The following is a 22,786-nucleotide window of genomic DNA, read 5'->3' on the forward strand; positions in this document are numbered from 1 at the left end:
GTCCTAAGATTTTGGACAGTCCCTCTCTAGTTTTTCTGGACAGTGTAAGTCATTATTAAGAGAAGCTCTGTAAAAGCAGCTTGTCTATGGCATCTCTGTTAAAAAAATCATCTCATATACGTGGCATACCATTGATCCCAGTCGGAACCGAGCGAGTAGGTGACCGATTTGGACTCAAGCTTTGGACAATCTTTGACGCAGCTTCCTCCAACAATGAATTTAAGGGTTGGGTACCTTTTGAGACTTGAGCGAATCCAATCCTCCACCTTGCCGACCGGATCCGGGTTGGTCATGGAAATGGCGACAATGCTGATGTCCTTCATTTTGATCAAATCTGCCAAACCCTCAAGAGGGGTGTTCGGGCCCAGGTAGATGACGTCATGGCCTTTCTTTTTCAAGAATAAGCTGAAGACCATCAGTCCGATTTGGTGGTGTTCACCCTCTGGACAAAATGCCAGCACTTTTGGGAGGGTCGGATTGACAGGGAGGACCCGCAAAAATTGGCTGCAGCGGTTGAGGATGAACTGTGAAGCGAAATGCTCCTGGCCAACACTGATGGCGCCATTTTCCCATTCATCCCCGACCTTATACAAAACCTGGACCAGGATATGTTGGAATACCTCTTCATAGTCGTATAAAGAAAAAGCGAGGTCCGCATGCTGATTCGCTTTCTGGGAATCTAGATTGATCAGGGCATTGTATAGCTGATCCTTCAATTCATTGAATTTGCTATTTTCAGATGGAGGTGTGGCAGGTGCTGTCGCGGTTTCCTGTAAAAGCCGGACTGCGTCGCTGATTTTCATGTTTTTTTCATGCACCTGTTTCTTGATCCATTTGAGTGTTTCCACATCTTTGTCGCTATACAGACGGTGACCGCCCTCGGTCCTTTTAGGTGAGACCACATTGTAGCGGTTTTCCCACGCCCTGATTGTGACGGCGGGGATATCCAATCGTTCAGAAACTTGTTTAATGCTATACAAACTTTCCACCTCCACTCCTCATTATAGATAAGTTATACAATAATTACACAGAAAAAAAGCTGTTAAATCAACTTTTTGAAGAATTTTAACAAAATGTTTGCTTTACACGTATAAGTTTTGTATAATTAATCTCGTAAGGTTATACAAAAATTATACATTAGGCGGTGTTATCTTGAAAACTTTGAATCTGTTATCATTAGTATTGCTTATTGTCGGCGGTTTGAATTGGCTGCTTGTTGGATTATTTGAATGGGATTTAGTTGGAGGAATCTTCGGCGGCATGGACAGCCCGATTGCAAAAGTCGTTTACATCCTTGTAGGTCTCGCAGCCCTCTACGGTTTCACGCTTTTATCAAAGGTAAATAAATAATCAAATGAAAGGCGTACAACTTTGTACGCCTTTTTGTGTGCCCTAATGCCCCTGGAATGGTATTCTAAAGAAAAATCGTCAAAACAGGGGGATCAACAAATGGATAAAAGAGAAATAGAATATAAAATCGTCGAACTGAAGGATGAGTACCTGCAGCTGCAGCATAATCTTGAAAAATTGGAATCTGTGAAAGGCAATCTCCATCCGTTGGAAAAGCGGCTTACGGCAATCGAAGAGGAATTAAGCACATTGAATACAATGCTGCGTGACCTGTAGAAATGACAAGCCTAATCTCTGGATTAGGTTTTTTCAGTGGACAAAAAAAGCATGAGTCCGATCAAAATGGACTCATGCTTGAACTTGTAAAAAGCCTGGTATAAGGGGCTTTAGGCATTTTTAATCAAACGTTTGATTAATATTTTGATAGCAGCCTTTTCCTCCCAATCCTATGGTCGTAATTCCAATTTAGAATTATTTATTTCACTTCTACTTTCCTGCCTTCACGAGCAGAGGTCCTGACTGCGTCCAATACTTTTTGAGTCGAATGTCCATGCTCGAAATCGGCGAGGTAGGGGTGCTTTTCTCCGGAAACCAGTGTTTCGTGGAGTGCATTTAGTGCTCTTTGGAAGCCGTTATAATAACGGGCTGCAACATCTGGCATCGAATCAGGCGCTTCTATGTCCGGAACCAATCCGACCTCTTCAAAAGCTTCGTCACCCGATGAATGCAGTACCTTGTTGTCGTCGAGCATAACCAGGGAGCCTTCTGTGCCAAATACCTCAAGGCGCCATGTGGTCTTGGTTTTTCGCGCCGCAGAAATGAGTTCCATTGTTACAGTCGCGCCGTTTTCTAGAGAACCGATAATCTGGAAAGCATCGTCCGCTGTCCGGTGTTCGGTATTCCCATTTTCGTCCGTCTGAGTGGGAACATGGATTGGGAGCTGGGCAAACACTTCTTTAAAGTTGCTGTCCAGCCACCATTGAAGCGAATCGGTCATATGAGAGCCGATCGCTCCGAGCATGCCGCCGCCCTTTTCTTCCTGTCCCAGCCAGCCGCGGGGCTTTGATACCAGGCCAGTATAGCTTGCAAAAGAGCATTGGTAACGGACATGCAAAATCTCCCCGAGTTGCCCACTCTCCAGGATTTCTTTTACCTTTGTACGAGCCGGCAGGAAGCGGAATTCATGGTTGATGAGTCCTAGTTTCCCCGCCTTGTCCCGCTCGGCAATCATATCTTCCGTTTCGGTAACATCCAGGGCCATTGGCTTTTCACACATAACATGGATTCCTTTTTCGAAAGCAGCTTTCACCATTTCCTTATGCAAATGGACTGCAGAAGCGACGACCACTAAATCGAGCGTTTCCTGTTCAAGCATCTGGCGCCAGTCTGTATAGATATTTTCGATCCCGCTGGCTTTCCGTGCTTCCTCAATATTGCCTCGCGATACACTCGATACGGCGACAACATCGAACCCTTCATGATGATCCATCATTGGGGCATGGACTTTTGCACCAAAACCCGTTCCGATTATCCCTGCTCTAAACTTTTCCAAAATTACCACCCCTGTCCAGAATATAATTTAATAGTAAATCCAGCAGGGGAGGAATGTAAATGAATTCAGCTTTTCTCGAAAGCGGAGCAACAAAGTATAGTACAATTGAACAAAAAAGGGTGTGTTACTGTGAATATGGGGGATTTGTTATTTCAGTTAATCTTTTTCATTTTTTTAATCGGAATGTTTGCTGCGGTTTTCTATTTCGTCCGGACACTTATGGCCAAGCAGCCTGATAAGCAGGACAGCATCGAACAAAAACTGGATCGAATCATTGAACTGCTTGAGAAGAACAATAAGGATTAAAAGGTTTATATTATTGTCTGTCAGCACATGTTATAATGAGGAACTTAGAATCATAAGAATTTTGCCCAAAATTGCACGGATGCCTGATAAGCCTCCGCCTGGCGATTCAAATATGGAGGTAGGAAGATGAACAAGCGATGGACGATCGATAAGATTAAAGAGTTTGTGGAAAAAAATTCAGAGAGTAAACTTTTGACGACTGAGTACCATGGCTTTTCGCAAAAACTGCTTTTTAAATGCGAATGCGGCAACAACTTCGAAAAACCATTCAAGAAGTTCAAGGACAATCACCAGCGTAAATGCGAAGTGTGCCAGCCGCCGAAAGCTTCACGTTAATAGAATAGAATGTATGCTGCCAATCGAGGCAGCATTTTTCTTTTAGAGTAAGTGAATATTACCAGGAGAAGCGTCAATCACAGCAGGATTCACGCTTCTTTTTGTTGAAATTAAACGAAGAGAAACTACAGGAGCAACGAGATGAAGAGGTATATGCTAAAAAAGAATTTCAGGGGTTTGAAGAAGGGGACGCAATTCTTTTTGATTGCTGAGTCTGAATTCATCGGTGTCAAAGAGTATGTGCTGCGTACGAAAGATTTGACGACGAGGATTGCGGTCAATGAGAAAGAACTGCAGGGTCATTTCATTTTATTGAAGTAGGGGAGAACCGGCATGTATTTGATTTTATCCATATTATTAAGTATGATTCTGGGCTATCTATTATTTGTCATGGGACCGATTGTGGGCGGAATAGCTGCTTTTGGAATCATTGCAGGCAGTTTATTTCGTGTAATCTACCTGCTGAATGCTATCCGCAAAAGACTGGCATTTCATTCGCCTGAGTCAAAAGAGGTTCAAGCACAGGTGATAAAAACGGTTCCCGAGCATTTGAAAAATCCAAATGCTTATAAGAAATATCTAGAAGGCAAAGAGAGGGGATTTTAGTGCCATTCTCTGCAATAGTGGTTTTTGCGGTAGTCTGGGGCGGGCTGATGGTCTATTTGCTGACGCCTTTTAACGATTGAAATGAGTTGGATGGGAAGCTGGCGTTTTCCAAAGCTTATAGGCTGGGTTTGAAGAGGTTGATTTTACATAAAAAAGCGATTCTTGCATTCTTGCTGTTATTGATTACGATCTTGAGCATAAGGTCATATTTTCTGTCGGCTGAAGAATATGACAGACTGCATGGAATCACCAGGAAATATGATAGTCCAGTTTTCTATTTGATCAGCGTGGTCTTATATGCCGCAGTTCTGTATCTCTTTTTGGCCATCAGATGGGCCTTTAAATCAGCAAAGTGAATGGAGAGAATACTTTTGAAAGAGACCATTTTACAATCCCTTGCAAAAATAGAAGAAGATTTTGATGTGAAAATCCTGTATGCAGTTGAATCAGGCAGCAGGGCCTGGGAATTTCCGTCGAAGGATAGCGATTATGATGTCCGATTCATCTATGTTCATAAAAAAGAAGACTATTTGACGATTGACCAGATGGGCATCGGCAAGAAAAGAGATGTGATCGAATTGCCAATCAATGATTTGCTGGACATTACCGGGTGGGAGCTGACAAAAGCCCTGAAGTTATTCAGGAAATCGAATCCGCCATTAATGGAGTGGCTGCGATCAGGGATCGTTTACTATGAGGCTTTTTCGACGGTCGATAAGATGAAGGAGCTCAGCAAAGAGGTTTTTGCGCCGAATTCCTGCCTGCACCATTATTTGAATATGGCGAGCAATAATTTCAGGGTGTGTTTACAGGGGGATGAATTCAGGATAAAGAAGTATTTCAATGTCCTGAGACCAGTGCTGTCTGCGAAGTGGATTGAGAAATACAATGAATTTCCACCATTAGAATTCCCAAAGTTAGTGGAGGTCCTATTGCCTGAAGGGGAATTAAAGAACGAAATCCACACCTTGCTGAAAAGGAAAATCAGCGGGGATGAACTGGACTTTGAACCGAAAATTGACGTCATCAACGAATTTCTTAATGAGGAGATTTCGCGATTAAGGGAATATGCATCAACACTTCAAGTGGATTTGCCTGATCTTACGCCGAAGCTTGACCAGCTTTTCAGGGATACGCTGAAGGAAGTGTGGGAATAGGGGATTTACATATGGAAAAATATGAGGTTAGAAAATTTGATAATCTGCTGGATATCGAACTGGATGACCTGTTAGCTGAAAGCAAGGAAGAGGGCTTTCGGTTTTTGGAACGATTGATCAATGACTATAAAAATGGCAGTAATACGTTCAGCCATGCTGGTGAAGGCTTGTTTTGCGCTTTCAGTGAGGACGGTACGCTGATGGCGATTGGCGGCTTAAATCAAGACACGTTTTCGAATGAACGGGAAGTTGGCAGGCTGAGAAGGTTTTATGTCAGGCAGGAGTATAGGAGACACGGGATCGGAAGCCTTCTGGTAAAAAGGATCATGGATGAAGCGAATAATCATTATAAGGTTCTCGTGCTTCATACTGACACGGAACAAGGTGATCTATTTTATTGTTCTATTGGATTCTCGAAAGGTGATCGGTATCCGAACTCAAGTCATTATATTGATTGCAAGCCGCAACAAGTCCAGAGTTAATGCTCTGGGCTTGTTTTTTTGCAAGATTCGCTATGTTTCATCTGATACCCTCGTGGGAAGAGGGAACTATTAGAGTTATAGGATTGGAGGAATCGGAAATGGCGAAAACGATTTTTATCACGGGTGCCGGAAGCGGGCTTGGCCGAGGGGCTTCTATCGGGCTTGCGAAAAAGGGGCACCGGGTGATTGCGACGACTGAGCTGACTTCACAGAAGACGGATTTAATGCGGGAGGCTGAGGAGCTTGGGCTTGATATCGAAGTGTTCAAGCTTGATATAACCAATGATCGGGATCGTGAACAGATCCGTGAATATGATTTTGATGTGTTTGTCGCGAATGCGGCGATCAATGAGGGCGGGCCGCTGGCTGAGGTGCCGATGGACCGCATCCGTGCGCTTTTTGAGGTGAATGTGTTTGCCACACTTGAAACGGTGCAAATCGCAGCGCGAAAGCTCGTGGAGAAAGGCAGTGGCAAGATCATTTTCATGAGCTCGATGGCTGGGATTTCGGCAACACCATATGTCGGCCCTTATACGGCTACAAAGCATGCGGTTGAGGGAATCGCGCAAACATTGAAATCAGAGCTGGCCGAATTCAATGTAAAAGTAGCGACGATTAACCCTGGAGCGTTCGAAACGGGCTTCAATAAACGGGCAGCCGAGGAAAAGTGGAAGTGGTACGATGAGGAGAAGAATTTTACCAGGAAAGAGGATATGGAAAAGCAGGAAGAAGGATTGAAGGATCAGTTTGACCCTGAGGACATGATCGCCAAAATGGTGGAGATCATTCCTGCTGACCACCATAAATTCAGAACGGTCTATCCAGAAGAGACGGAAAAGCAGCTTAAAAAGACGCAAGAAGAAAGATGGACGATGGACATCTGACAGCGGAGAAACCAAGCCTGGCATTTTTGAGTGCCGGGCTTTTCATGTGCCTGGGCGTCCAAAGATACAAAGTGTATAGATTTTTTGTTGTGGTATAGCTGTAATAGACGAAAAATCATGAGGAGGGGAGCAAGATGGCGAAATCAAATGAAAGAATGAAAAGGCAGGATGTGGATCAAGAACAAACATGGGATTTGACGGCTCTTTTTGAAACGAGAGATGACTGGGAGAGGGAACTGAAGGCCGTCAAAGAAGATTTGCCGGAAGTCACTAAATATAAGGGGAAGCTTGGGAATAGTGCAGCTGAGCTGCTTGAATGCCTGGAGGCCAGGGAGAAGCTGTTGGAGCGGTTTAACCTTGTCTCGATGTATGCAGATTTGCGGCAATCGGTCGACCATTCCGATTCCGGAAGACAGAAGGATGCGGCTTTGGCAGGTGATGCCCAGTCAACTGTCAGAGCGGAGCTGGCTTTTGCAGAGACGGAAATCATCAAGCTTCCGGATGGGAAACTAGAGAGTTTTTTAAATGAGGAGCCAGGATTGGAACCTTTCAAAAAGTACTTGAGCGACCTGCAGGATCGGAAACCACATGCACTTGGTGAGGAAACGGAAGGAACGCTGGCAGCCCTCGGGTCAATGTTTAGTTCGCCTTACAATATTTATAATCGCGGCAAATTGTCTGATATGCAATTCGAGCCTTTTATTGATGATGAGGAAAATGAAATTCCTTTATCTTTTGCTTTGTATGCAGGAAAATATGCCTCATCGCCTTCCAGCACGGTAAGGCGGAATTCATATGAATCTTTTAACAAGACATTAAACCGGTATAAACATACGTTTGCTGCAACCTACGCAACCCAGGTGAATCAAGAGGTGACGATGGCCAGGCTAAGGAACTATGATTCTGCCACGGCCATGCTTCTGCATGATCAGCAGGTCACCCAGGAGATGTACGATAACCAGCTGGATGTCATCCAGAAAGAACTGGCTCCGCATATGAGGCGCTATGCAAATTTAAAAAAGCGGGTCTTGGGGCTGGATAAGATGACAAACGCCGACCTTAAAGCCCCTTTGGATCCGGATTATAAAATAGAGACTAGCTACGAGGAAGCGGCTGAAACAGTGCAGGAAGCGTTAGAAATCATGGGACCAGAGTACAGCCAGATGATCAAGACAGCTTTATCCGAGAGATGGGTCGATTATGCGGACAATGTTGGGAAAAGTACGGGAGCATTTTGCTCGAGTCCGCATGGCGCACATCCATACGTTTTGATGACCTGGCCAGATACGATGCGCGGTGCATTCACACTTGCCCATGAATTGGGCCGGACATTTTTACCTGGCAGGGAAAAATCAAAGGATGACCAATACCCGACCATCAAGATACTTTATCGAGGCACCCTCGACGATGAACGAGATGCTTCTTGGAAACCATTTGTTGAAAAACACAGAGGACACTCATAAAAGGCGCGGGGTCATCCTTCAGTTGTTGGGGACATATTATCATAATTTTGTTACCCATTTGCTCGAGGGTGAACTGCAGCGCAGGGTATATAATCTGGCTGAAAAAGGTGAACCGTTGACAGCGGATTTATTATCCAAGTTAAAATTGGAGGTTCTTAAAAATTTCTGGGGAAACTCTGTTGAAATGGACGAAGGAGCCTGCCTGACCTGGATGCACCAGCCACACTACTATATGGGCTTATATCCATATACGTATTCTGCCGGATTAACCGTCTCCACGCTGGTTTCTCGGCGAATCCTTGAAGAAGGCAAGCCGGCAGTGAAAAAATGGCTCGAAGTATTGAAGGCTGGAGGTACGATGAAGCCATTGGACTTAATCAAAAAGGCTGGAGTCGACATGTCCAGGACGGAGCCAAACCATGAGGCAGTTGAATATGTCGGTGAGCTCATCACCGAGCTGGAAGAAAGCTACGAGAAGTAACGACATGAAGACAGCCGGATCCGGTAAGGATTCGGCTGTTTATACATATTATTCTGTCGTGATAAATGCCTCAATTCCCTGGCTTTCAATCTCTTTTACGCGAGTTTCTGCATTTTCACGATTCAAAAAAGCTCCAGCCTGTACACGATACCAGGTCTCGCCGGAAATCTGCGCTGTTGCAATGAAACTTTCATAGCCTTTTGCGTCCAAGTCTGCGATTTGCTGCTCAGCATTTGCTCTATCCTTAAAAGATCCGGCAATCACTTTGTGTAGAGATTGTCCGCTGCCGGATGCTGGTTCTTCGCGATCGGGAGTTTTCTTCTCTGTAAGATTGAACGCTTTTGCGATCCCATTCGCGTGTCCCTGGGCTACACTGCGCCGCCAGGAATCCTGCTTCATAAGGGCGGCATCCTTGGCATTATCGATAAAGCCATTTTCTGAGAGCATCGCATCCATCGATGATTCCCGGAGTACATGGAAATCAGCTTTTTTCTTGCCGCGGTTATTGAGCTTGTTCAGCTTCACCACCTCGTTGTGGATGATGTCGCGGTACCTCGCAGTTGCTGAATTATTTGAAAGGCTGATGTAGATGTAATCCTCGTAACCACTGGCTGAACCTTTGTCAGAGTTGATGTGGATTGACAGGTAAAAATCTGCTCCCCAGGAGTTGGCCTCATTAGTACGCTGAGCCAGGCTTTTCGTGACATCGCTTGTCCTGCTCATCCTGACTTCGATGTTGTTATAGTTATTTTCCAGTATAGAACGGAGTTTAAGCGCGATATCGAGGGTCAAATCCTTTTCGCGGAGACCATTTCCCTGAGCGCCAGGATCTGAGCCGCCATGACCGGGGTCTAAATAAAGTTTCATCTAAACTCCTCCTTTTACTTAGTCCTTATAGACTATGTGAAAATATAAAATCGGTAAGGGTGCATGTCTCGGTTGGGAAAAGTTAACCCATTTTTGACGGAACATTTTTTGGGTTGGACCGTAATAGGTATAAGACTTATTATTTGAGGTGGGAAAATGGAAACGAAAATGCAAACATCACATAATGTTGAGATAGAGAGGAGCCCGGAAGCAAATTTCAAAAAGACCTTGAATATCATCGGTGCATTCATTTTTGCAGGACTTGCGCTGACCAGTGTCACCAACCACATGCCAGCAAAATATCTCAAGGAATATCTGCTGTTCATCGGAGGAAGTGCCTTGATTTATTACTTTTTGCTGAACATCTTTTTCATCGGTGGAACATGGAGAAAAGTGTTTTATGGAAGCCTGATGCTGCTTGGAATCGGCAGCCTGATCATGGCGATTTATTTGTTTATGTATTCATCACATTAGAAGTTGCTCGTGCAGTTTTTTTTTCCTGGATATGGGTGAAAGTGCGATTAATCATGTTGAGAGCGCAAATCTTGTATTGGAACGCGCAATTAATCCTGTTAAGAGTGCAATTCAGGTTTTGGACCGTGCAATTAAGACTGTAATTAGTCAATTTGACCGACAAATTAAAATGCATTTTTAACAGTAAACTCCCTGTTCCACGGGGGTTTTTATTTTTACAAAAATGTGCTTGCCTGATCGCTGAATCGGTGTTTCTGAATATTCATAATATATTTACTTCAATAAAATTTGAAAGCGCTACCATTCCTAACAGACTAGTCATGGCGCGGTTTTTGGCTATTCTCAATACCGTGTAACATCCTTGAAACAATTCTGGATGTTTGTTAGGTTAGATAACCGTAAGCCCCCTTGAGGGCAAGAAAAACTTGGACGGCATAATTAACATATCGATTTTTTAGTGTGGTTAGGCTGTATTTTTTGGATGCCTGGATACAATACCACTATGTTAATTATTTCGTTTAGGGAAAACGAAAAGGAGAGATTTGGTGTCTTTTGAAATTTTTATTTCTTTAGCGATTTATTTTATCGCCATGATCCTGATTGGATTGTATGCATACCGCAAAACGTCTGATCTATCAGATTATATGCTTGGCGGCCGTGGTCTTGGACCTTCGGTAACAGCACTTTCAGCCGGTGCGTCTGATATGAGCGGCTGGATGCTGATGGGCTTGCCTGGTGCGATGTACACATCTGGTATTTCCAGTGCGTGGCTCGCAATTGGTTTATCGGTTGGTGCCTATTTGAACTACCTCATTTTGGCTCCCAGACTTCGAACCTATACGGAGCTGGCGAATGATTCAATCACAATCCCCGATTTCCTTGAAAACCGCTTTTCGGATACGACGAAGATCCTTAGGTCTGTATCTGCAATCGTCATTATCATTTTCTTCACGCTGTATACATCAGCGGGACTAGTTTCAGGCGGTACTTTGTTCGAGTCGGCATTTGGGCTCGATTATCGTATGGGATTGTTCGTGACAGCGGGTGTTGTCATCATTTATACACTTTTCGGCGGCTTCCTAGCCGTTAGTATGACGGACTTCGTTCAAGGTGTCATCATGTTCCTAGCGCTTGTCCTTGTGCCGGTCGTTGCTTTTACGGACCTTGGCGGAACAGCGAATGTCATGGATACAGTAAGTGCCATCGATCCGACTTTGATGGATCTTTTCCAAGGGACGACATTCCTTGGAATCATTTCATTATTGGCATGGGGCCTTGGTTACTTCGGCCAGCCTCACATCATTGTACGTTTTATGGCAATTAATTCAGTTGAAGAATTGAAGCCGGCACGCAGAATCGCAATGACATGGATGATAGTTTCCATCATCGGTGCATTGGCTGTCGGACTTGTCGGGATTGCTTATGTCCAGGTGAATAATGTGGCGCTTGAGAATCCTGAAACAGTATTCATCATGTTTGCGAACATCCTGTTCAATCCTTATATCACTGGATTCTTGCTCGCTGCGATTTTGGCTGCGATCATGAGTACGATTTCATCCCAGCTGCTTGTCACATCCAGTGCATTGACGGAGGACTTTTACAAAGCGTTCTTCCGCCGCGAAGCAAGTGACAAAGAATTGGTATTCGTTGGCCGTATGGCAGTATTGCTTGTTGCATTGGTCGGAATCGCGCTGTCATACACTCCGAACGATACGATTCTTTCATTGGTGGGTAATGCATGGGCCGGATTCGGTGCCGCATTCGGACCGGTCATGCTCCTGAGCCTGTACTGGAAGCAGATGAATCGCTGGGGTGCGCTTTCCGGTATCATTGTCGGGGCGTTAACCGTCATCATCTGGATCAGCATTGATGGACTATCAGAGTTCATGTATGAAATGATCCCAGGCTTCTTTCTGAGCCTGATTGCCGTGATCGTTGTAAGTAAGATTACAACAGGACCAGGCAAAGCGGTAAAAGAAGAATTCAATGAAATGGAAAACATTATGTCTGAATAAAAGAGTGAAGGCTGCCAGTTTGATGCTGGCAGCCTTTATTTGAATTTTTCCGGTTTCTTGACATAACTTTCGATGACGAAGCCACAGTCTGTGCAAATAACATGTACAATCTCAGAACCCAGGCTCACCACCTTGTTTTCGGGGTACATGACAGCATACCCAGCTTGCTTGCCTTTTCCAATATCCGTACCGCCGCATTTAGGACATTCCTTCGCATAGTTCATTTCCTTCATCCTTTCGAAAAACAACTCCCTTTAGTTGTAAGTACGTTTTTGCGAGGCAGTAAGTTTCAAGAACCTTTGTCAGAATTACAAATTGTCCAAAATGAAGCAGTCTTTGATAATGATGGATGATTTTGCATCAATGGTGAATACTACTTTTGTAAAAGGCTCTGTTAAAGCCCAATGTTATTTTTACACCTGTTGATTGTAGTCGAACGAAAATCAACAGCCTTGTATAACAGAGACTTGTAAAAAAAGAGGACGGATATGCCTCAATTTTAAAAAGGAGAGATTCTCATGATGAAAAAACTTATGGTGTTATCGTTTGTAATGATGATGGTCCTATCGATGGCGAATCCAGGCTTTGCAGCTGGAAACTCGGACAATAAGAAGGACATTGTCGATACTGCAGTTTCAGCAGGAAACTTTAAAATCCTTGCCGCTGCCCTTGAGAAAGCAGGCCTTGTAGAAACACTGAAGGGTGAAGGGCCGTTCACAGTTTTTGCCCCGACCGATGAAGCATTCAACAAGCTTCTGAAAGATTTAGGCATCACTGCAGACGAACTGCTGGCACGACAGGATCTAAAGCAAATCCTCTTGTATCATGTCCTTCCAGGAAAGGTAATGTCAAACCAGCTGAAGGAAGGAATGAAAGCAGAAACACTGGCGAAGAAAAACGTCACCATCTCGCTCAACCCCGTCCGGGTGAATGATGCAAATGTAGTAACCCCGGACGTCCAAGCATCAAATGGTGTCATCCATGTGATTGATAAAGTACTTTTGCCGAAATAATGAATGCACTTGAAGGACGGTTCTCGCATTTGAGGACCGTTTTTCTTTTTTACAAAAAGATGTTGTGGGCGAAGAAGGTTGAAATGCGGTTTATGGTCACGAGTAGAATCAACATGTGCCCCAAAAGAGAGAACAAGGCAGTTCACGGTCACGAGTAGAGCCAACATGTGCCCGAAAAGGGAGAAGAAGGCGGTTCACGGTCACAAGTAGAGCCAATATGTGCCCGAAAAGGGAGAAGAAGCCGGTTCACGGTCACAAGTAGAATCAATATGTGTTCCAAAAAAGGGAGGAAGCTGGTTCACGGTCACAAGCAGAATCAACATGTTCCCAAAAAAGGGGGGAACCGCAGAAGTACGGACACAAAGTGCCCGTTAGGATTCGTGTCGGTTCCAATAGGTGTTCAGGAAAAATGATCCAGGACCAATGAAGCCAGCAGGCCAAGCGCGGTGATCAGGCCGGTGACGGGGCCGCTATCTTCATAGGCTTCTGGCATCATCGTGGAAGCGATCATGGCAATGATGCCGCCGCCTGCGAATCCTGAGATTCCTGACATTATAGCCTCCGAGGCATCCTGGAGGAAAAAGTAGCCTGACCAGGAGGAGAAAGTGGCGATTGCCAGGACGGAGAGCCACATCACTGTTATTTTCAAGTGGGAATAGCCATTTTTCCTTAATCCTGCCGTACTGGAGAGTCCTTCAGGGATGTTGCTGAGAAATATGGCGATGACAAGAAGGAAGCTGACGGTATTTTGTTCAAGCAGGCTCGCGCCGATCATGATCGATTCTGGTATCGCATCCATGACTGTTCCTATGAAGATCGCAATTCCGGCATTTTTAGTCGCTTGCTTCCCAGAACGTTTCCGGTGGGATGCGCCTTTTTTGGATACCAGTATATCTAGCAGAGTGAAGATGGAAGCTCCTGCGATAAACCCGATGCTGCTGGCGAGGATCCCGCCATTATGAACCGCATCTCCTAACAGTTCATAGGAGGCGGCGCCAATCAGGACACCTGTGCCGAAGGCCATGATCCAGCCAATGACCTTTGTAGGAATGGAAAATATCATGGCCGCCACGGAACCTAGCAATACTGCAGATCCCGAAACTGCCCCCCAAAATGCTGCATTCCACATAAGTACTCTCCTTTCATAATAAATAAAACTACCCACTTATGATTGAAACAAAACTGTGGCGTGAAGGGGGAAGGCTGAAGTATTTTTATTCTATCCTGACTAAAAAGATATTATCATCCCATTGTTCCCGGCATATGAACCCATGGTCGCTACTGGACACAATGACATTTACGCGTTATAATTTAATTCGTTTTTCGAAATAATTATATCAATCACCATTCAAAAATTACACCTAGGAGGAAGCTTGATGTCAAAAGAAAAATTATGGACGAGAGATTTCATCTCGATTTCGCTCGTGAATTTCGTCATTATGCTGTCGATGTATCTTTTGATCGTGACGATGGCCTCGTACGCGACCGATACATATGGCGCATCCAGCAGTATGGCTGGACTGGCCTCGAGCATTTTCATCATCGGGGTTCTTTTTGCCAGATTATACGGCGGTAAGGAAATATTGCGGATTGGCAGCAAAAAAATGTTACTTGGAGGAATTCTGTTTTTTGTTCTTATTTCTGCTCTTTATCTCATTCCCTCCAACATCTATTTCCTGCTGGTCATCCGTTTCTTGCATGGGATTGGGATCGGTTTTGCCTCGACCGCTACCGGAACGATTGTTGCGCAGGTGGTCCCTGCCAGCAGGAAAGGGGAAGGAATCAGCTATTTTAGTTTAAGTGTCATTTTATCGACAGCGATTGGCCCGCTTATCGGCCTGGCGATGATCAATGAGTTTGGCTATCTGAGCATGTTCATATTCTCCCTGGTCGTCGGCGCGGCGTGCTTGCCATTAGCGCTCACGATCAAGGAACCGGTCGTGGATTATCACGCAGACGGCACCAAAAGCAGGAGATTCAGCCTGTCGAATTATTTTGAGCCGAATGCCCTGCCAGTATCGATTGTCATGTTCATCATTGCACTTGCGTATTCAGGAACGCTCTCATTTATCGCCTCATTTGCGAAAGAGGTAGGCCTGGCAGAGGTAGGAAGTTTGTACTTCTTCGTTTACGCACTCGCGGTATTATTTTCCCGGCCATTCACCGGCAAACTGATGGATGCCAAAGGCGCCAACAGTGTGGCATATCCTGCGTTGCTTGTGTTTGCTGTGGGAATGTATGCCCTGAGCCAGGTCAGTTCCAGCCTGATCTTCCTGACAGCTGCCGCACTGATCGGCCTGGGATATGGAAACTTCCAATCCATCGCCCAGACGGTTGCCATCAAGATGACGCCGCCGCACCGCATGGGACTCGCAACCTCGACGTTCTTCATCGCGATGGACATGGGCATAGGAGTCGGGCCATTCATGCTAGGATTCATGATCCCGAAATACGGCTATAATGGATTGTATCTTGCTATGGTGCCGCTAATTCTCGCAGGATTTGTCCTTTATTACTTTTTACATGGTAAAAAAGAGAACAGATTTGTGCAGGATGCATAAAAAGAACCTCACCAGCAGATGGTGAGGTTCTTTCCTATCTATTACATTGGTGCATAATTCGTGTTGTTTTCAACATCCGTTTCCTTTTCCAATTCTTCCATCTCCATATGAGTCTGTGGGAAACCATTGGCCTGCCACTCGGCACGCATGGCTGAATCAAGCTGGGTAAGCCCTCTTTCCGCCGGATCGATGCCCGCATCGACACTTTCCATCTGGTCGATTTTCTCGCTGTTCCTCATGTCGATATCTTCAAGAAAACGAATCGCATCCCGCTGGCTCTTGCGGTAAGCAGCTGTCAAAAGAACTGCGCCGCCGGCTGAAAGCATGGAAGCCAGGACAAAATTTTTGGTCGATTTTTTCATCGTCGTTTCCCTCCATTTGAAAAAACTCCTCTTAAATACTTGATTCCTGTTTAATATGACGTTAACAAGACCAGTTATTTACAGTTGTGTTGCGTGAGGGAAGAGTGAGAACCATTTAACTCATTTTCTGATCGAGATGTTCAAGGATCATTTCCCATGCCGAATCATGGCGGCTTTTTGATTCTTCATCGGGAAAACCTTTGTGGGACAGGGTTAAAAGTGTTCCATTTTGATGATCATTTAGTTCAACAGTGACCACAGTTTCTGCACCCTCAGTTCCGCCTGCACCGGTCAGCCAGGTGAATTCAATCAGGCGATTCGGGACGATCTGCAGAAATCTTCCATAATGGGGGTGCCGCTGTTCCTCACTTTCTTCGTCTAATTTAAAAACGGTCTCAAAGAAAAACACTGAATTGACCTCTGCCTTCATGATTAGCGTACCGGGTGCCGCAAACCATTCATCGAACTTCTCGGTCCACGCCTCAAAAAGAACATCTGGCGGGGAACTCATAATCCGTTCGACGGTGAAGCCATGTGGTCTGGCAGTAAGATCAGGCATCGTTATAGGTTCCATTAGTAATCCTCCTTATCTGGCAGGATATCTTTCTTTTAAAAAGGCAACAGACTGATTGATCAGGGCTTTCAATACATCAATATCAATATCCATCAATTTGTTTATGTACACACATGCTTTTCCTGAGGTGTGTTTGCCGAACTCCTTCAACAATGCTTCCCTTTCTGTGTCGCCAGTGGCAAAATACAAGCTGATCTTGGCTTTGCGTGGTGAAAAGCCAACAAGAGGAGCATCACCTTCGTGACCGGATTCATATTTATAATGATACGAACCAAATCCAATGATGCTGGGTCCCCACATTTTAGCTGGATACCCAGTCGTTTCTGTGAAGATATCCAATAATCTGTACGCATCCTCACGCTTCTTGGGGCTGTCGACACACTCGATGAACTCAATAACACTATTGTCATTTTCTTTCGTCTTCAGTTCGTACATCTGACAAATCCTCCTTCTTTGTTTTCAGCCTGACCATTATATGTACTTTCTAGAACAAGTGGTATAAATCCTTTGTATGGTGCCGGAAAGGGAACGAGCCAGGGTCGACTTCGGACAGGTTTAGTGCTCCCAGCCGAAAAGCTGTCCGAACTGGAGTCGACTTCGGACAAGTTTGGTGCTTCCAGGCGAAAAGTTGTCCGAACTAGGGTCGACTTCGGACAAGTTTGGTGCTCCCAGGTGAAAAGCTGTCTGAACTAGGGCCAACTTCGGACAGGTTTAGTGATCCCAGACGAAAAGCTGTCCGAACTAGGGCTGACTTCGGACAAGTTAAGTGCTTCAAGGTGAAAAGCTGTCCGAACTAGGGTCAACTTCGGACAGGTTTAGTGATCCCAGCCGAAAAGCTGTCCGAACNAGGGTCGACTTCGGACAACTCGGTGAATACAGAAGAAAAGGATAATGTGCATTTTAGGAGGAGCGACCCTTATGCTGCCTAAAATGCAATTTTAAGAGTGCGTTTAGAGTGAGGGGCTGTCACCATTCGGTCAAAAGATTTCAACAGAAATGTGAACAGTTTCACAAACCACCCTAATTTCAAGATATATTTGTTATCTTATAAGTGTACTAATACTAATTAAATTATTGGAGTGAGGAACATGTTTGCAAAATGGTTAAGAGAAAACAATGTTGCTGCTGGTATATTGACTGTCATTAGGGTATGGCTTGGATACAACTGGATGACTGCTGGCTGGGGCAAATTGACTGGCCCTGGATTCGACGCTAGCGGATTTTTAAAAGGAGCGGTCGCCAACCCGGTCAAAGGTCCGGACGGACACATGGTATATAGCTGGTATGTGCACTTCCTTGAAAACTTCGCGATTCCGAATGTGGATATCTTCAACACAATCGTGCCGCTAGGGGAATTCCTTGTTGGTCTTGGATTACTGCTTGGAACACTGACTACTGCTGCGATGTTCTTCGGCCTAGTGATGAATTTCAGCTTCTTCCTAGCCGGCACTGTATCTCACAACCCAACAGACATCTTCTTCGGATTCATTATCCTGGCTGCTGGCTTCAACGCTGGTAAATACGGCCTTGACCGCTGGGTTGTACCATTCATCCGCAAAACAGTTTTCAAACGCGGAGAGGATGGCGTCCGTAACGCTGCATAACCTGAGTTAACTCCCCCCATATTCATAAATAGTGCTGCCGGGAGATCCCGGCAGCATTTTTATCTTCATGAAAACATGTCCTCAAGCCTATCCCAATTTTCCGCTATCCACACATTCTCTTTCCGGAAACGTTTAAGGGGAGTGGAGTCTCCCGGCTTCTCAACGGTGATCCACTCAGCTTCCCTCCACCAGGTTAATTTTATCGATCGAACCAGTTTTTCAAGCGGCAACGGTTTGAATTCCTGATAACCGCTGACAAATGCCGAAACGCCCTCAACGCTTATGTGATTCTCATGAATGCAGTAGGACAAGATCGGCCTGGAAATATCAAAATCGGTATAGACCACACTCATTCGGTCAAAATCAAGAATCGAAGAAACCTCATTTTCACTGAATAAAATATTGTCCGCAAACAAGTCCCAATGTGCCCACCCTTTTTCACATTGCGCAAATAAGTCTGTATCGTTTTCCTCGAGGATCCTTCTTTGTTTCTCCAAATGATGAAGGGTTTTGCTGCAATCAAGACCAATGGCTTCATCATATCTCTCATTCAAGTTTTCCAGCATCTCAGTCTTGGATGAAAGATCCCAATGCAGAGGTTCCCTGACAATATGCTTTTCTAGCAGCACGTGCATCCTGCCAATCACCTTCCCCAGACTGTACATTTGCAAGGGGTTCGCACTGCCAGGTGGTAGGGTGAATCCCTGATTAAAACCCATGAGAACGAAACGTTCACCATTCCCGGTATTCAAAACAAACTTCCCTTTATATGAGAAAAGCTCAGGACAGGGCAATCCTTCATTGAACAACCTGTTTTGAATTTGCAGAGCTTTTTCCAGGCCCGGAACCCTTTCCTGCGGATATCGCTGCTTGTTATATTGCTTCACAAATAAATCGCCGTTCGCTGTTTTGACCTGCCATTTTAAGTTCCTGTATCCTAAATGGATTTGTCTCCAGTCTTGAATTTCAAATCCAAACAATTGAGTGACCGCTTCAAAAATTTCCTCTTTTATCTCAGTGTCAACGACCATGTTATTCTCCCTTAATATAGACCTATGCTATATTTCGCGAGGGAAGGGAAGAAATCCTGTTTGAAAAGAACAACAAATGAGCGTAGGAAGTGAATCCAAGTTACTGGGCAACAAAAAAGCATAGGAACTGAATCCTATGCTTTTGATCTTATCTCCCGAAGAAACCGTCCATTGTATTGCGGAAGTCATCGAACAGGCCGTCCCTGTTTCTGTTGGTGCGGATATCGTCGGTGAAGGATCCCATTCTGTCAAACGCGTTGCGGTCAACGGAAACATACACACTGTCGATGCCTTTGTTCGCCTGGCGGACTCTTTGCTCAATCTGTTGTTCCAATGAAGTTAAATCCTCGCCATTATTGCTGGCCGTTCCATTCATGTCAGTCCGGTCGTTATCGGTGCCAAATGTGCCAGCGTTCCGGCGGTTTCCTTTTCCAGCATCGCCCTGGCCGTCAATGACGCCATCATTCCCGGCGGCGTTGTCATCTTGGTCAACACGGCCATTTTCAGCAAAAGTCCTGCCGTTGCCATCCATTGCATCGTTTACTCGTGCATTTCCATCGTTGTCGATGTTATTGTCTGCAAGTCTTACTGCTACGTACGCATTGTTGTCGGAAATGATGACCCGTGCATCATCAACTTCCGGCATCTGCTCAACCTGGCGTTCTGCACGGTCAGCAAGCTGAAGTCTGTTGTCTGCGTTAGTAACCGGGCCTCGTCTGACCTGGTTGATTTCTACCTGCTGGTCACGATTGTTATCGGCTGCATTATTATTCGCCCCGCATCCGGCCAGGCCCATTGTAAAAACAGCACACCCTGCGATGATGATTGATTTTTTCATCCAGATCACTCCTAGTTGGTTTAGTCGTCTATATGATGTCTAAAATTTGGAATGATATGCAGGGGAGAAGAGATTTTTTGTTTCTTTCTGGAGTATGAGGCAAGATCCGCAGTTTCTGATACATGGTGGAAGAGGGATTAAAATGATTAATGATGTGTAAAAATGTCCGCAAAAATGCCAGTGTTACCAATTGTTCAAAAGATTTCAACGGAATTGTGAATTCATTCACAAAACCCTCTATTTCCAAGATATATTTGTTATCTTATAAGTGTACTAATACTAATTAACTTATTGGAGTGAGGAACATGTTTGCAAAATGGTTAAGAGAAAACAATGTTGCCGCTGGTATATTGACTGTCATTAGGGTATGGCTTGGATACAACTGGATGACTGCTGGGTGGGGCAAATTGACTGGCCCTGGATTCGACGCTACTGGCTTTTTAAAAGGAGCGGTCGCAAACCCGGTCAAAGGTCCGGACGGACACATGGTATATGGCTGGTATGTGCACTTCCTTGAAAACTTCGCGATCCCGAATGTCGATATTTTCAACACAATCGTTCCGCTCGGGGAATTCCTTGTTGGTCTTGGGTTACTTCTTGGTACACTGACAACTGCCGCAATGTTCTTCGGACTAGTGATGAATTTCAGCTTCTTCCTAGCCGGAACTGTATCTCACAACCCAACAGACATCTTCTTCGGTTTCATCATCCTGGCTGCTGGCTTCAACGCAGGTAAATACGGATTGGACCGCTGGGTTGTACCATTCATCCGCAAAACAGTTTTCAAACGCGGTGAAGCCGTCGAACGCAACGCTGCTTAAGCTTTGTAAAATCCCCCTTTAATATAGAAATGGCTGCCAGTATGACTGGGAGCCATTTTTTTTAGTTGATGCCAGGCAAGTGTGGCTGTTTGCTATAATTTTCATAGGAGAAAGAGGAGTGAGCCTATGTTTAAGCGAATAAAATATACGACCAAACAGAAGAAGGAGCGGTCATTGATCTTTTTCATCATATCGGGAGTGATGCTGGTGGGGATCTTGGTGGCTGGAACCATTGAAGGGTTGGACCGCAGTGTGGTCATCCCGATTGTTATGATGGTTACATCCTTTATTGTGGGGATTTTATACAGAAGGAGTGCTGCTCGTGAGGGAAATCTCGAAACCGTGGATTAAGTTAAAAGAGGGTCTTGATGAAGAGGATTATAAAAGGGTCGGCCAGCTCCAGGAGCGATGCATAGAACATGACCAGACGGCATTAAAGCTGGAGCTTGATTATAAATTGGGTGTAAGCGGCAATGACATGGGAATTCAGGCAGTGAATGAATTCATGTACTTCGATGGAGAGAAGCTGATTGGTTATATTGGGATTTGCTGCTTCGGCGGCCCATGGGAAGTGAATGGGGTAGTCGATCCGGAGTATCGCGGCAAGGGGATTTTTTCCAAACTGTTTGAGCTTGTTTTGGATGAGTGGAAAAGCAGGGGCTCAGGAAGCATGCTGTTGTTAAGTGACCGCAACTCGGTATCTGGGCAAGGGTTCATCGCGGGGACTGGAGCCCAATACGAACACTCAGAGTATGAGATGTTCTTGAAAAAAGAGGCGCCGGGCTTTGCGCCTGAGCAGCTGGGAGGCCTCACTTTCAGGAAGGCGACGAATGCGGATGCGCAGGAAATCGCCAGGCAGAATGTGATTTATTTTAACGATACAGGAGAGAGTGTCGAAGTCGAGGATATGATCCTTCCTGAGGAAGAGGAAAAGCGCGGGATGACTTCGTACCTTGTTGAAAAAGACGGGCAAGTGATCGGGAAAGTAAATCTGCAGCTGACCTCGAAGCTTGGTGCGATTTTTGGCCTTGGCGTGCTGCCGGAGCACCGCCGTAAAGGATACGGGCGGGCACTATTGCTGCTGGCGATTGGAAACTTAAAAGAAGCGAAAGCGCAGGAAATCATGCTGCAGGTAGCGGCAGACAATTCCAATGCGCTTACCCTCTATAAATCATGCGGTTTTGAAGAGACATCCACTATGGATTATTTTGAGCTGAAATAAACGATATCCACCTCGTATACATTGAGGTGGATATTTTTGTATTATTTGAATCTAATGAGTGGGTGATTCGTATTATATTGAGATGATCATTTTTTTAAGGGGGGTTACCGATGAAATGGAAGAAAGACTATACAATTTCCGCTTTTGTAATTTTATTAGTCATCACGGCGATTGCTCTTTTGGATAATGCCAGAACAGCAGATACTGCAGCGAAGCTTGAGGAGGATAAAAAGCAACTAGAAGAGAAGGTTGCCGGGCTGGAGGGAAAATTGGTAGACCGGTCGAGGGTCGCGAATGATCTGAAGAATGAGAATGAAACATTGACCTTCAATCTTTCAACCATGGAAGAAGAAATAGCGGCCGCGCAATCCTCTGTTCGATATCAGGACTTCATGGAAGCGATCGATGTCGTTGAGACCTATAAAGCTGCGGGGAAGTTTACAGAAGTAATTGACTTAATTGCTTTTGGGAATTTTACAAGTTTCACCAGCCTTGATTTTGAGGACAAGTGCCCATGCAGTTTTACCTTCAAATATAGCAATCTTGATTGGAGCCCGGGTGTGGTATTAAACCTAAAGGAGTTTAGTATTAACAAGGATAAAATCGTACTTACATATCTTACGGTTGAGGACCTGGAAGATAATTATCAATTTGTATTGACCAGGAGCGATGGCTATTACGATAGAACTGAAAAATGGAGGATAGAAGAAATAAGGCTTGTAGAAAAGGAGGGGTCCGCATTATAAGATTAGATAAACGTTTACATTGCAGAGCAAGTTGCCAGAAC

Annotated in this window: 29 protein-coding genes and 1 pseudogene; 20 read left to right on the top strand and 10 right to left on the bottom strand. The window is 45.0% G+C overall.

Annotated features, from left to right (window positions below):
- Positions 1–107 precede the first annotated feature (107 nt).
- The gene (locus tag ACNAZ4_RS18790) at positions 108–980 is read right to left on the bottom strand and encodes a MerR family transcriptional regulator (RefSeq protein ID WP_415816961.1); all 873 of its coding nucleotides are present in this window, start codon (positions 978–980) and stop codon (positions 108–110) included.
- A gap of 172 nt (positions 981–1,152) precedes the next feature.
- Here ACNAZ4_RS18790 and ACNAZ4_RS18795 point away from each other — a divergent pair, with 172 nt between their 5' ends.
- Entirely contained in the window at positions 1,153–1,350 is a 198-nt protein-coding gene (locus ACNAZ4_RS18795) for a DUF378 domain-containing protein (protein ID WP_415816963.1), read from the top strand.
- A gap of 99 nt (positions 1,351–1,449) precedes the next feature.
- Complete coding sequence (locus tag ACNAZ4_RS18800) at positions 1,450–1,626, top strand: SE1832 family protein (protein WP_415816965.1); 177 nt, start codon at positions 1,450–1,452, stop codon at positions 1,624–1,626.
- A gap of 199 nt (positions 1,627–1,825) precedes the next feature.
- Here ACNAZ4_RS18800 and ACNAZ4_RS18805 read toward each other — a convergent pair whose 3' ends face one another.
- On the bottom strand, positions 1,826–2,902 hold the full coding sequence (locus ACNAZ4_RS18805; RefSeq protein ID WP_415816967.1) for a Gfo/Idh/MocA family protein: 1,077 nt from the start codon (positions 2,900–2,902) through the stop codon (positions 1,826–1,828).
- Between the two features lie 135 nt (positions 2,903–3,037).
- Here ACNAZ4_RS18805 and ACNAZ4_RS18810 point away from each other — a divergent pair, with 135 nt between their 5' ends.
- The 9 genes and pseudogenes from ACNAZ4_RS18810 (at position 3,038) to pepF (ending at position 8,617) form a co-directional block, all read left to right on the top strand.
- Entirely contained in the window at positions 3,038–3,208 is a 171-nt protein-coding gene (locus tag ACNAZ4_RS18810) for a DUF4083 family protein (protein WP_415817050.1), read from the top strand.
- A gap of 126 nt (positions 3,209–3,334) precedes the next feature.
- Positions 3,335–3,544 carry a hypothetical protein gene (locus ACNAZ4_RS18815; protein ID WP_415816969.1) on the top strand — a complete coding sequence of 70 codons (210 nt, stop codon included), beginning with the start codon at positions 3,335–3,337 and terminating at the stop codon, positions 3,542–3,544.
- Between the two features lie 141 nt (positions 3,545–3,685).
- On the top strand, positions 3,686–3,865 hold the full coding sequence (locus tag ACNAZ4_RS18820) for a hypothetical protein (RefSeq protein WP_415816971.1): 180 nt from the start codon (positions 3,686–3,688) through the stop codon (positions 3,863–3,865).
- Positions 3,866–3,877: 12 nt separating this feature from the next.
- On the top strand, positions 3,878–4,150 hold the full coding sequence (locus ACNAZ4_RS18825; protein ID WP_415816973.1) for a hypothetical protein: 273 nt from the start codon (positions 3,878–3,880) through the stop codon (positions 4,148–4,150).
- 137 nt (positions 4,151–4,287) lie between these two features.
- On the top strand, positions 4,288–4,506 hold the full coding sequence (locus ACNAZ4_RS18830; RefSeq protein WP_415816975.1) for a hypothetical protein: 219 nt from the start codon (positions 4,288–4,290) through the stop codon (positions 4,504–4,506).
- A 15-nt stretch (positions 4,507–4,521) separates the two neighbouring features.
- A complete protein-coding gene (locus ACNAZ4_RS18835) occupies positions 4,522–5,307 on the top strand; it encodes a nucleotidyltransferase domain-containing protein (protein WP_415816977.1) in 786 nt (261 codons plus the stop codon).
- A gap of 11 nt (positions 5,308–5,318) precedes the next feature.
- Positions 5,319–5,789, top strand: coding sequence for a GNAT family N-acetyltransferase (locus tag ACNAZ4_RS18840; RefSeq protein ID WP_415816979.1), 471 nt, complete (start codon positions 5,319–5,321; stop codon positions 5,787–5,789).
- 98 nt (positions 5,790–5,887) lie between these two features.
- Entirely contained in the window at positions 5,888–6,673 is a 786-nt protein-coding gene (locus ACNAZ4_RS18845; protein ID WP_415816981.1) for an SDR family oxidoreductase, read from the top strand.
- A 134-nt stretch (positions 6,674–6,807) separates the two neighbouring features.
- Positions 6,808–8,617: pseudogene (pepF, locus tag ACNAZ4_RS18850) on the top strand (oligoendopeptidase F).
- 48 nt (positions 8,618–8,665) lie between these two features.
- Here the strand turns inward: pepF and ACNAZ4_RS18855 are convergent.
- The gene (locus ACNAZ4_RS18855; protein ID WP_415816983.1) at positions 8,666–9,484 is read right to left on the bottom strand and encodes an N-acetylmuramoyl-L-alanine amidase; all 819 of its coding nucleotides are present in this window, start codon (positions 9,482–9,484) and stop codon (positions 8,666–8,668) included.
- A 156-nt stretch (positions 9,485–9,640) separates the two neighbouring features.
- Between ACNAZ4_RS18855 and ACNAZ4_RS18860 the strand changes: the two genes are divergently transcribed.
- Positions 9,641–9,958, top strand: coding sequence for a hypothetical protein (locus ACNAZ4_RS18860; RefSeq protein WP_415816985.1), 318 nt, complete (start codon positions 9,641–9,643; stop codon positions 9,956–9,958).
- A 545-nt stretch (positions 9,959–10,503) separates the two neighbouring features.
- A complete protein-coding gene (gene putP, locus ACNAZ4_RS18865) occupies positions 10,504–11,973 on the top strand; it encodes a sodium/proline symporter PutP (RefSeq protein ID WP_415816987.1) in 1,470 nt (489 codons plus the stop codon).
- Positions 11,974–12,008: 35 nt separating this feature from the next.
- Here putP and ACNAZ4_RS18870 read toward each other — a convergent pair whose 3' ends face one another.
- Complete coding sequence (locus ACNAZ4_RS18870; protein WP_415816989.1) at positions 12,009–12,197, bottom strand: transcription initiation factor TFIIIB; 189 nt, start codon at positions 12,195–12,197, stop codon at positions 12,009–12,011.
- 294 nt (positions 12,198–12,491) lie between these two features.
- Here ACNAZ4_RS18870 and ACNAZ4_RS18875 point away from each other — a divergent pair, with 294 nt between their 5' ends.
- Complete coding sequence (locus tag ACNAZ4_RS18875) at positions 12,492–12,986, top strand: fasciclin domain-containing protein (protein ID WP_415816991.1); 495 nt, start codon at positions 12,492–12,494, stop codon at positions 12,984–12,986.
- Positions 12,987–13,386: 400 nt separating this feature from the next.
- Here ACNAZ4_RS18875 and ACNAZ4_RS18880 read toward each other — a convergent pair whose 3' ends face one another.
- Entirely contained in the window at positions 13,387–14,115 is a 729-nt protein-coding gene (locus tag ACNAZ4_RS18880; protein WP_415816993.1) for a ZIP family metal transporter, read from the bottom strand.
- A gap of 247 nt (positions 14,116–14,362) precedes the next feature.
- Between ACNAZ4_RS18880 and ACNAZ4_RS18885 the strand changes: the two genes are divergently transcribed.
- Positions 14,363–15,547, top strand: a complete 1,185-nt coding sequence (locus tag ACNAZ4_RS18885; protein ID WP_415816995.1) for an MFS transporter — start codon at positions 14,363–14,365, stop codon at positions 15,545–15,547.
- A gap of 41 nt (positions 15,548–15,588) precedes the next feature.
- Here ACNAZ4_RS18885 and ACNAZ4_RS18890 read toward each other — a convergent pair whose 3' ends face one another.
- The 3 genes from ACNAZ4_RS18890 to ACNAZ4_RS18900 all read right to left on the bottom strand — a co-directional run bounded on the left by ACNAZ4_RS18890 (position 15,589) and on the right by ACNAZ4_RS18900 (position 16,918).
- Entirely contained in the window at positions 15,589–15,909 is a 321-nt protein-coding gene (locus ACNAZ4_RS18890; RefSeq protein ID WP_415816997.1) for a hypothetical protein, read from the bottom strand.
- Positions 15,910–16,024: 115 nt separating this feature from the next.
- The gene (locus ACNAZ4_RS18895) at positions 16,025–16,483 is read right to left on the bottom strand and encodes an SRPBCC family protein (protein ID WP_415816999.1); all 459 of its coding nucleotides are present in this window, start codon (positions 16,481–16,483) and stop codon (positions 16,025–16,027) included.
- A 12-nt stretch (positions 16,484–16,495) separates the two neighbouring features.
- Positions 16,496–16,918 carry a DUF1801 domain-containing protein gene (locus ACNAZ4_RS18900; protein WP_415817001.1) on the bottom strand — a complete coding sequence of 141 codons (423 nt, stop codon included), beginning with the start codon at positions 16,916–16,918 and terminating at the stop codon, positions 16,496–16,498.
- A 653-nt stretch (positions 16,919–17,571) separates the two neighbouring features.
- Here ACNAZ4_RS18900 and ACNAZ4_RS18905 point away from each other — a divergent pair.
- On the top strand, positions 17,572–18,087 hold the full coding sequence (locus tag ACNAZ4_RS18905; RefSeq protein WP_415817003.1) for a DoxX family membrane protein: 516 nt from the start codon (positions 17,572–17,574) through the stop codon (positions 18,085–18,087).
- Positions 18,088–18,152: 65 nt separating this feature from the next.
- Here ACNAZ4_RS18905 and ACNAZ4_RS18910 read toward each other — a convergent pair whose 3' ends face one another.
- Complete coding sequence (locus tag ACNAZ4_RS18910) at positions 18,153–19,118, bottom strand: phosphotransferase (protein ID WP_415817005.1); 966 nt, start codon at positions 19,116–19,118, stop codon at positions 18,153–18,155.
- Between the two features lie 148 nt (positions 19,119–19,266).
- Positions 19,267–19,956 (bottom strand): YhcN/YlaJ family sporulation lipoprotein, encoded by a 690-nt coding sequence (locus ACNAZ4_RS18915; RefSeq protein ID WP_415817007.1) that lies wholly within the window; start codon positions 19,954–19,956, stop codon positions 19,267–19,269.
- Between the two features lie 305 nt (positions 19,957–20,261).
- Between ACNAZ4_RS18915 and ACNAZ4_RS18920 the strand changes: the two genes are divergently transcribed.
- The 4 genes from ACNAZ4_RS18920 to ACNAZ4_RS18935 all read left to right on the top strand — a co-directional run bounded on the left by ACNAZ4_RS18920 (position 20,262) and on the right by ACNAZ4_RS18935 (position 22,745).
- Positions 20,262–20,777, top strand: a complete 516-nt coding sequence (locus tag ACNAZ4_RS18920; protein ID WP_415817009.1) for a DoxX family membrane protein — start codon at positions 20,262–20,264, stop codon at positions 20,775–20,777.
- Positions 20,778–20,903: 126 nt separating this feature from the next.
- Positions 20,904–21,128, top strand: a complete 225-nt coding sequence (locus ACNAZ4_RS18925; RefSeq protein WP_415817011.1) for a hypothetical protein — start codon at positions 20,904–20,906, stop codon at positions 21,126–21,128.
- Entirely contained in the window at positions 21,100–21,999 is a 900-nt protein-coding gene (locus ACNAZ4_RS18930; protein WP_415817014.1) for a GNAT family N-acetyltransferase, read from the top strand. The genes ACNAZ4_RS18925 and ACNAZ4_RS18930 overlap by 29 nt, the downstream gene beginning before the upstream one ends.
- A 110-nt stretch (positions 22,000–22,109) precedes the next feature.
- Positions 22,110–22,745, top strand: coding sequence for a coiled-coil domain-containing protein (locus ACNAZ4_RS18935; protein WP_415817016.1), 636 nt, complete (start codon positions 22,110–22,112; stop codon positions 22,743–22,745).
- The last annotated feature ends 41 nt before the right edge of the window (positions 22,746–22,786 follow it).

The sequence above is a fragment of the Mesobacillus thioparans genome (assembly GCF_965138835.1).
Taxonomy (GTDB): Bacteria; Bacillota; Bacilli; order Bacillales; family Cytobacillaceae; genus Mesobacillus; species Mesobacillus thioparans.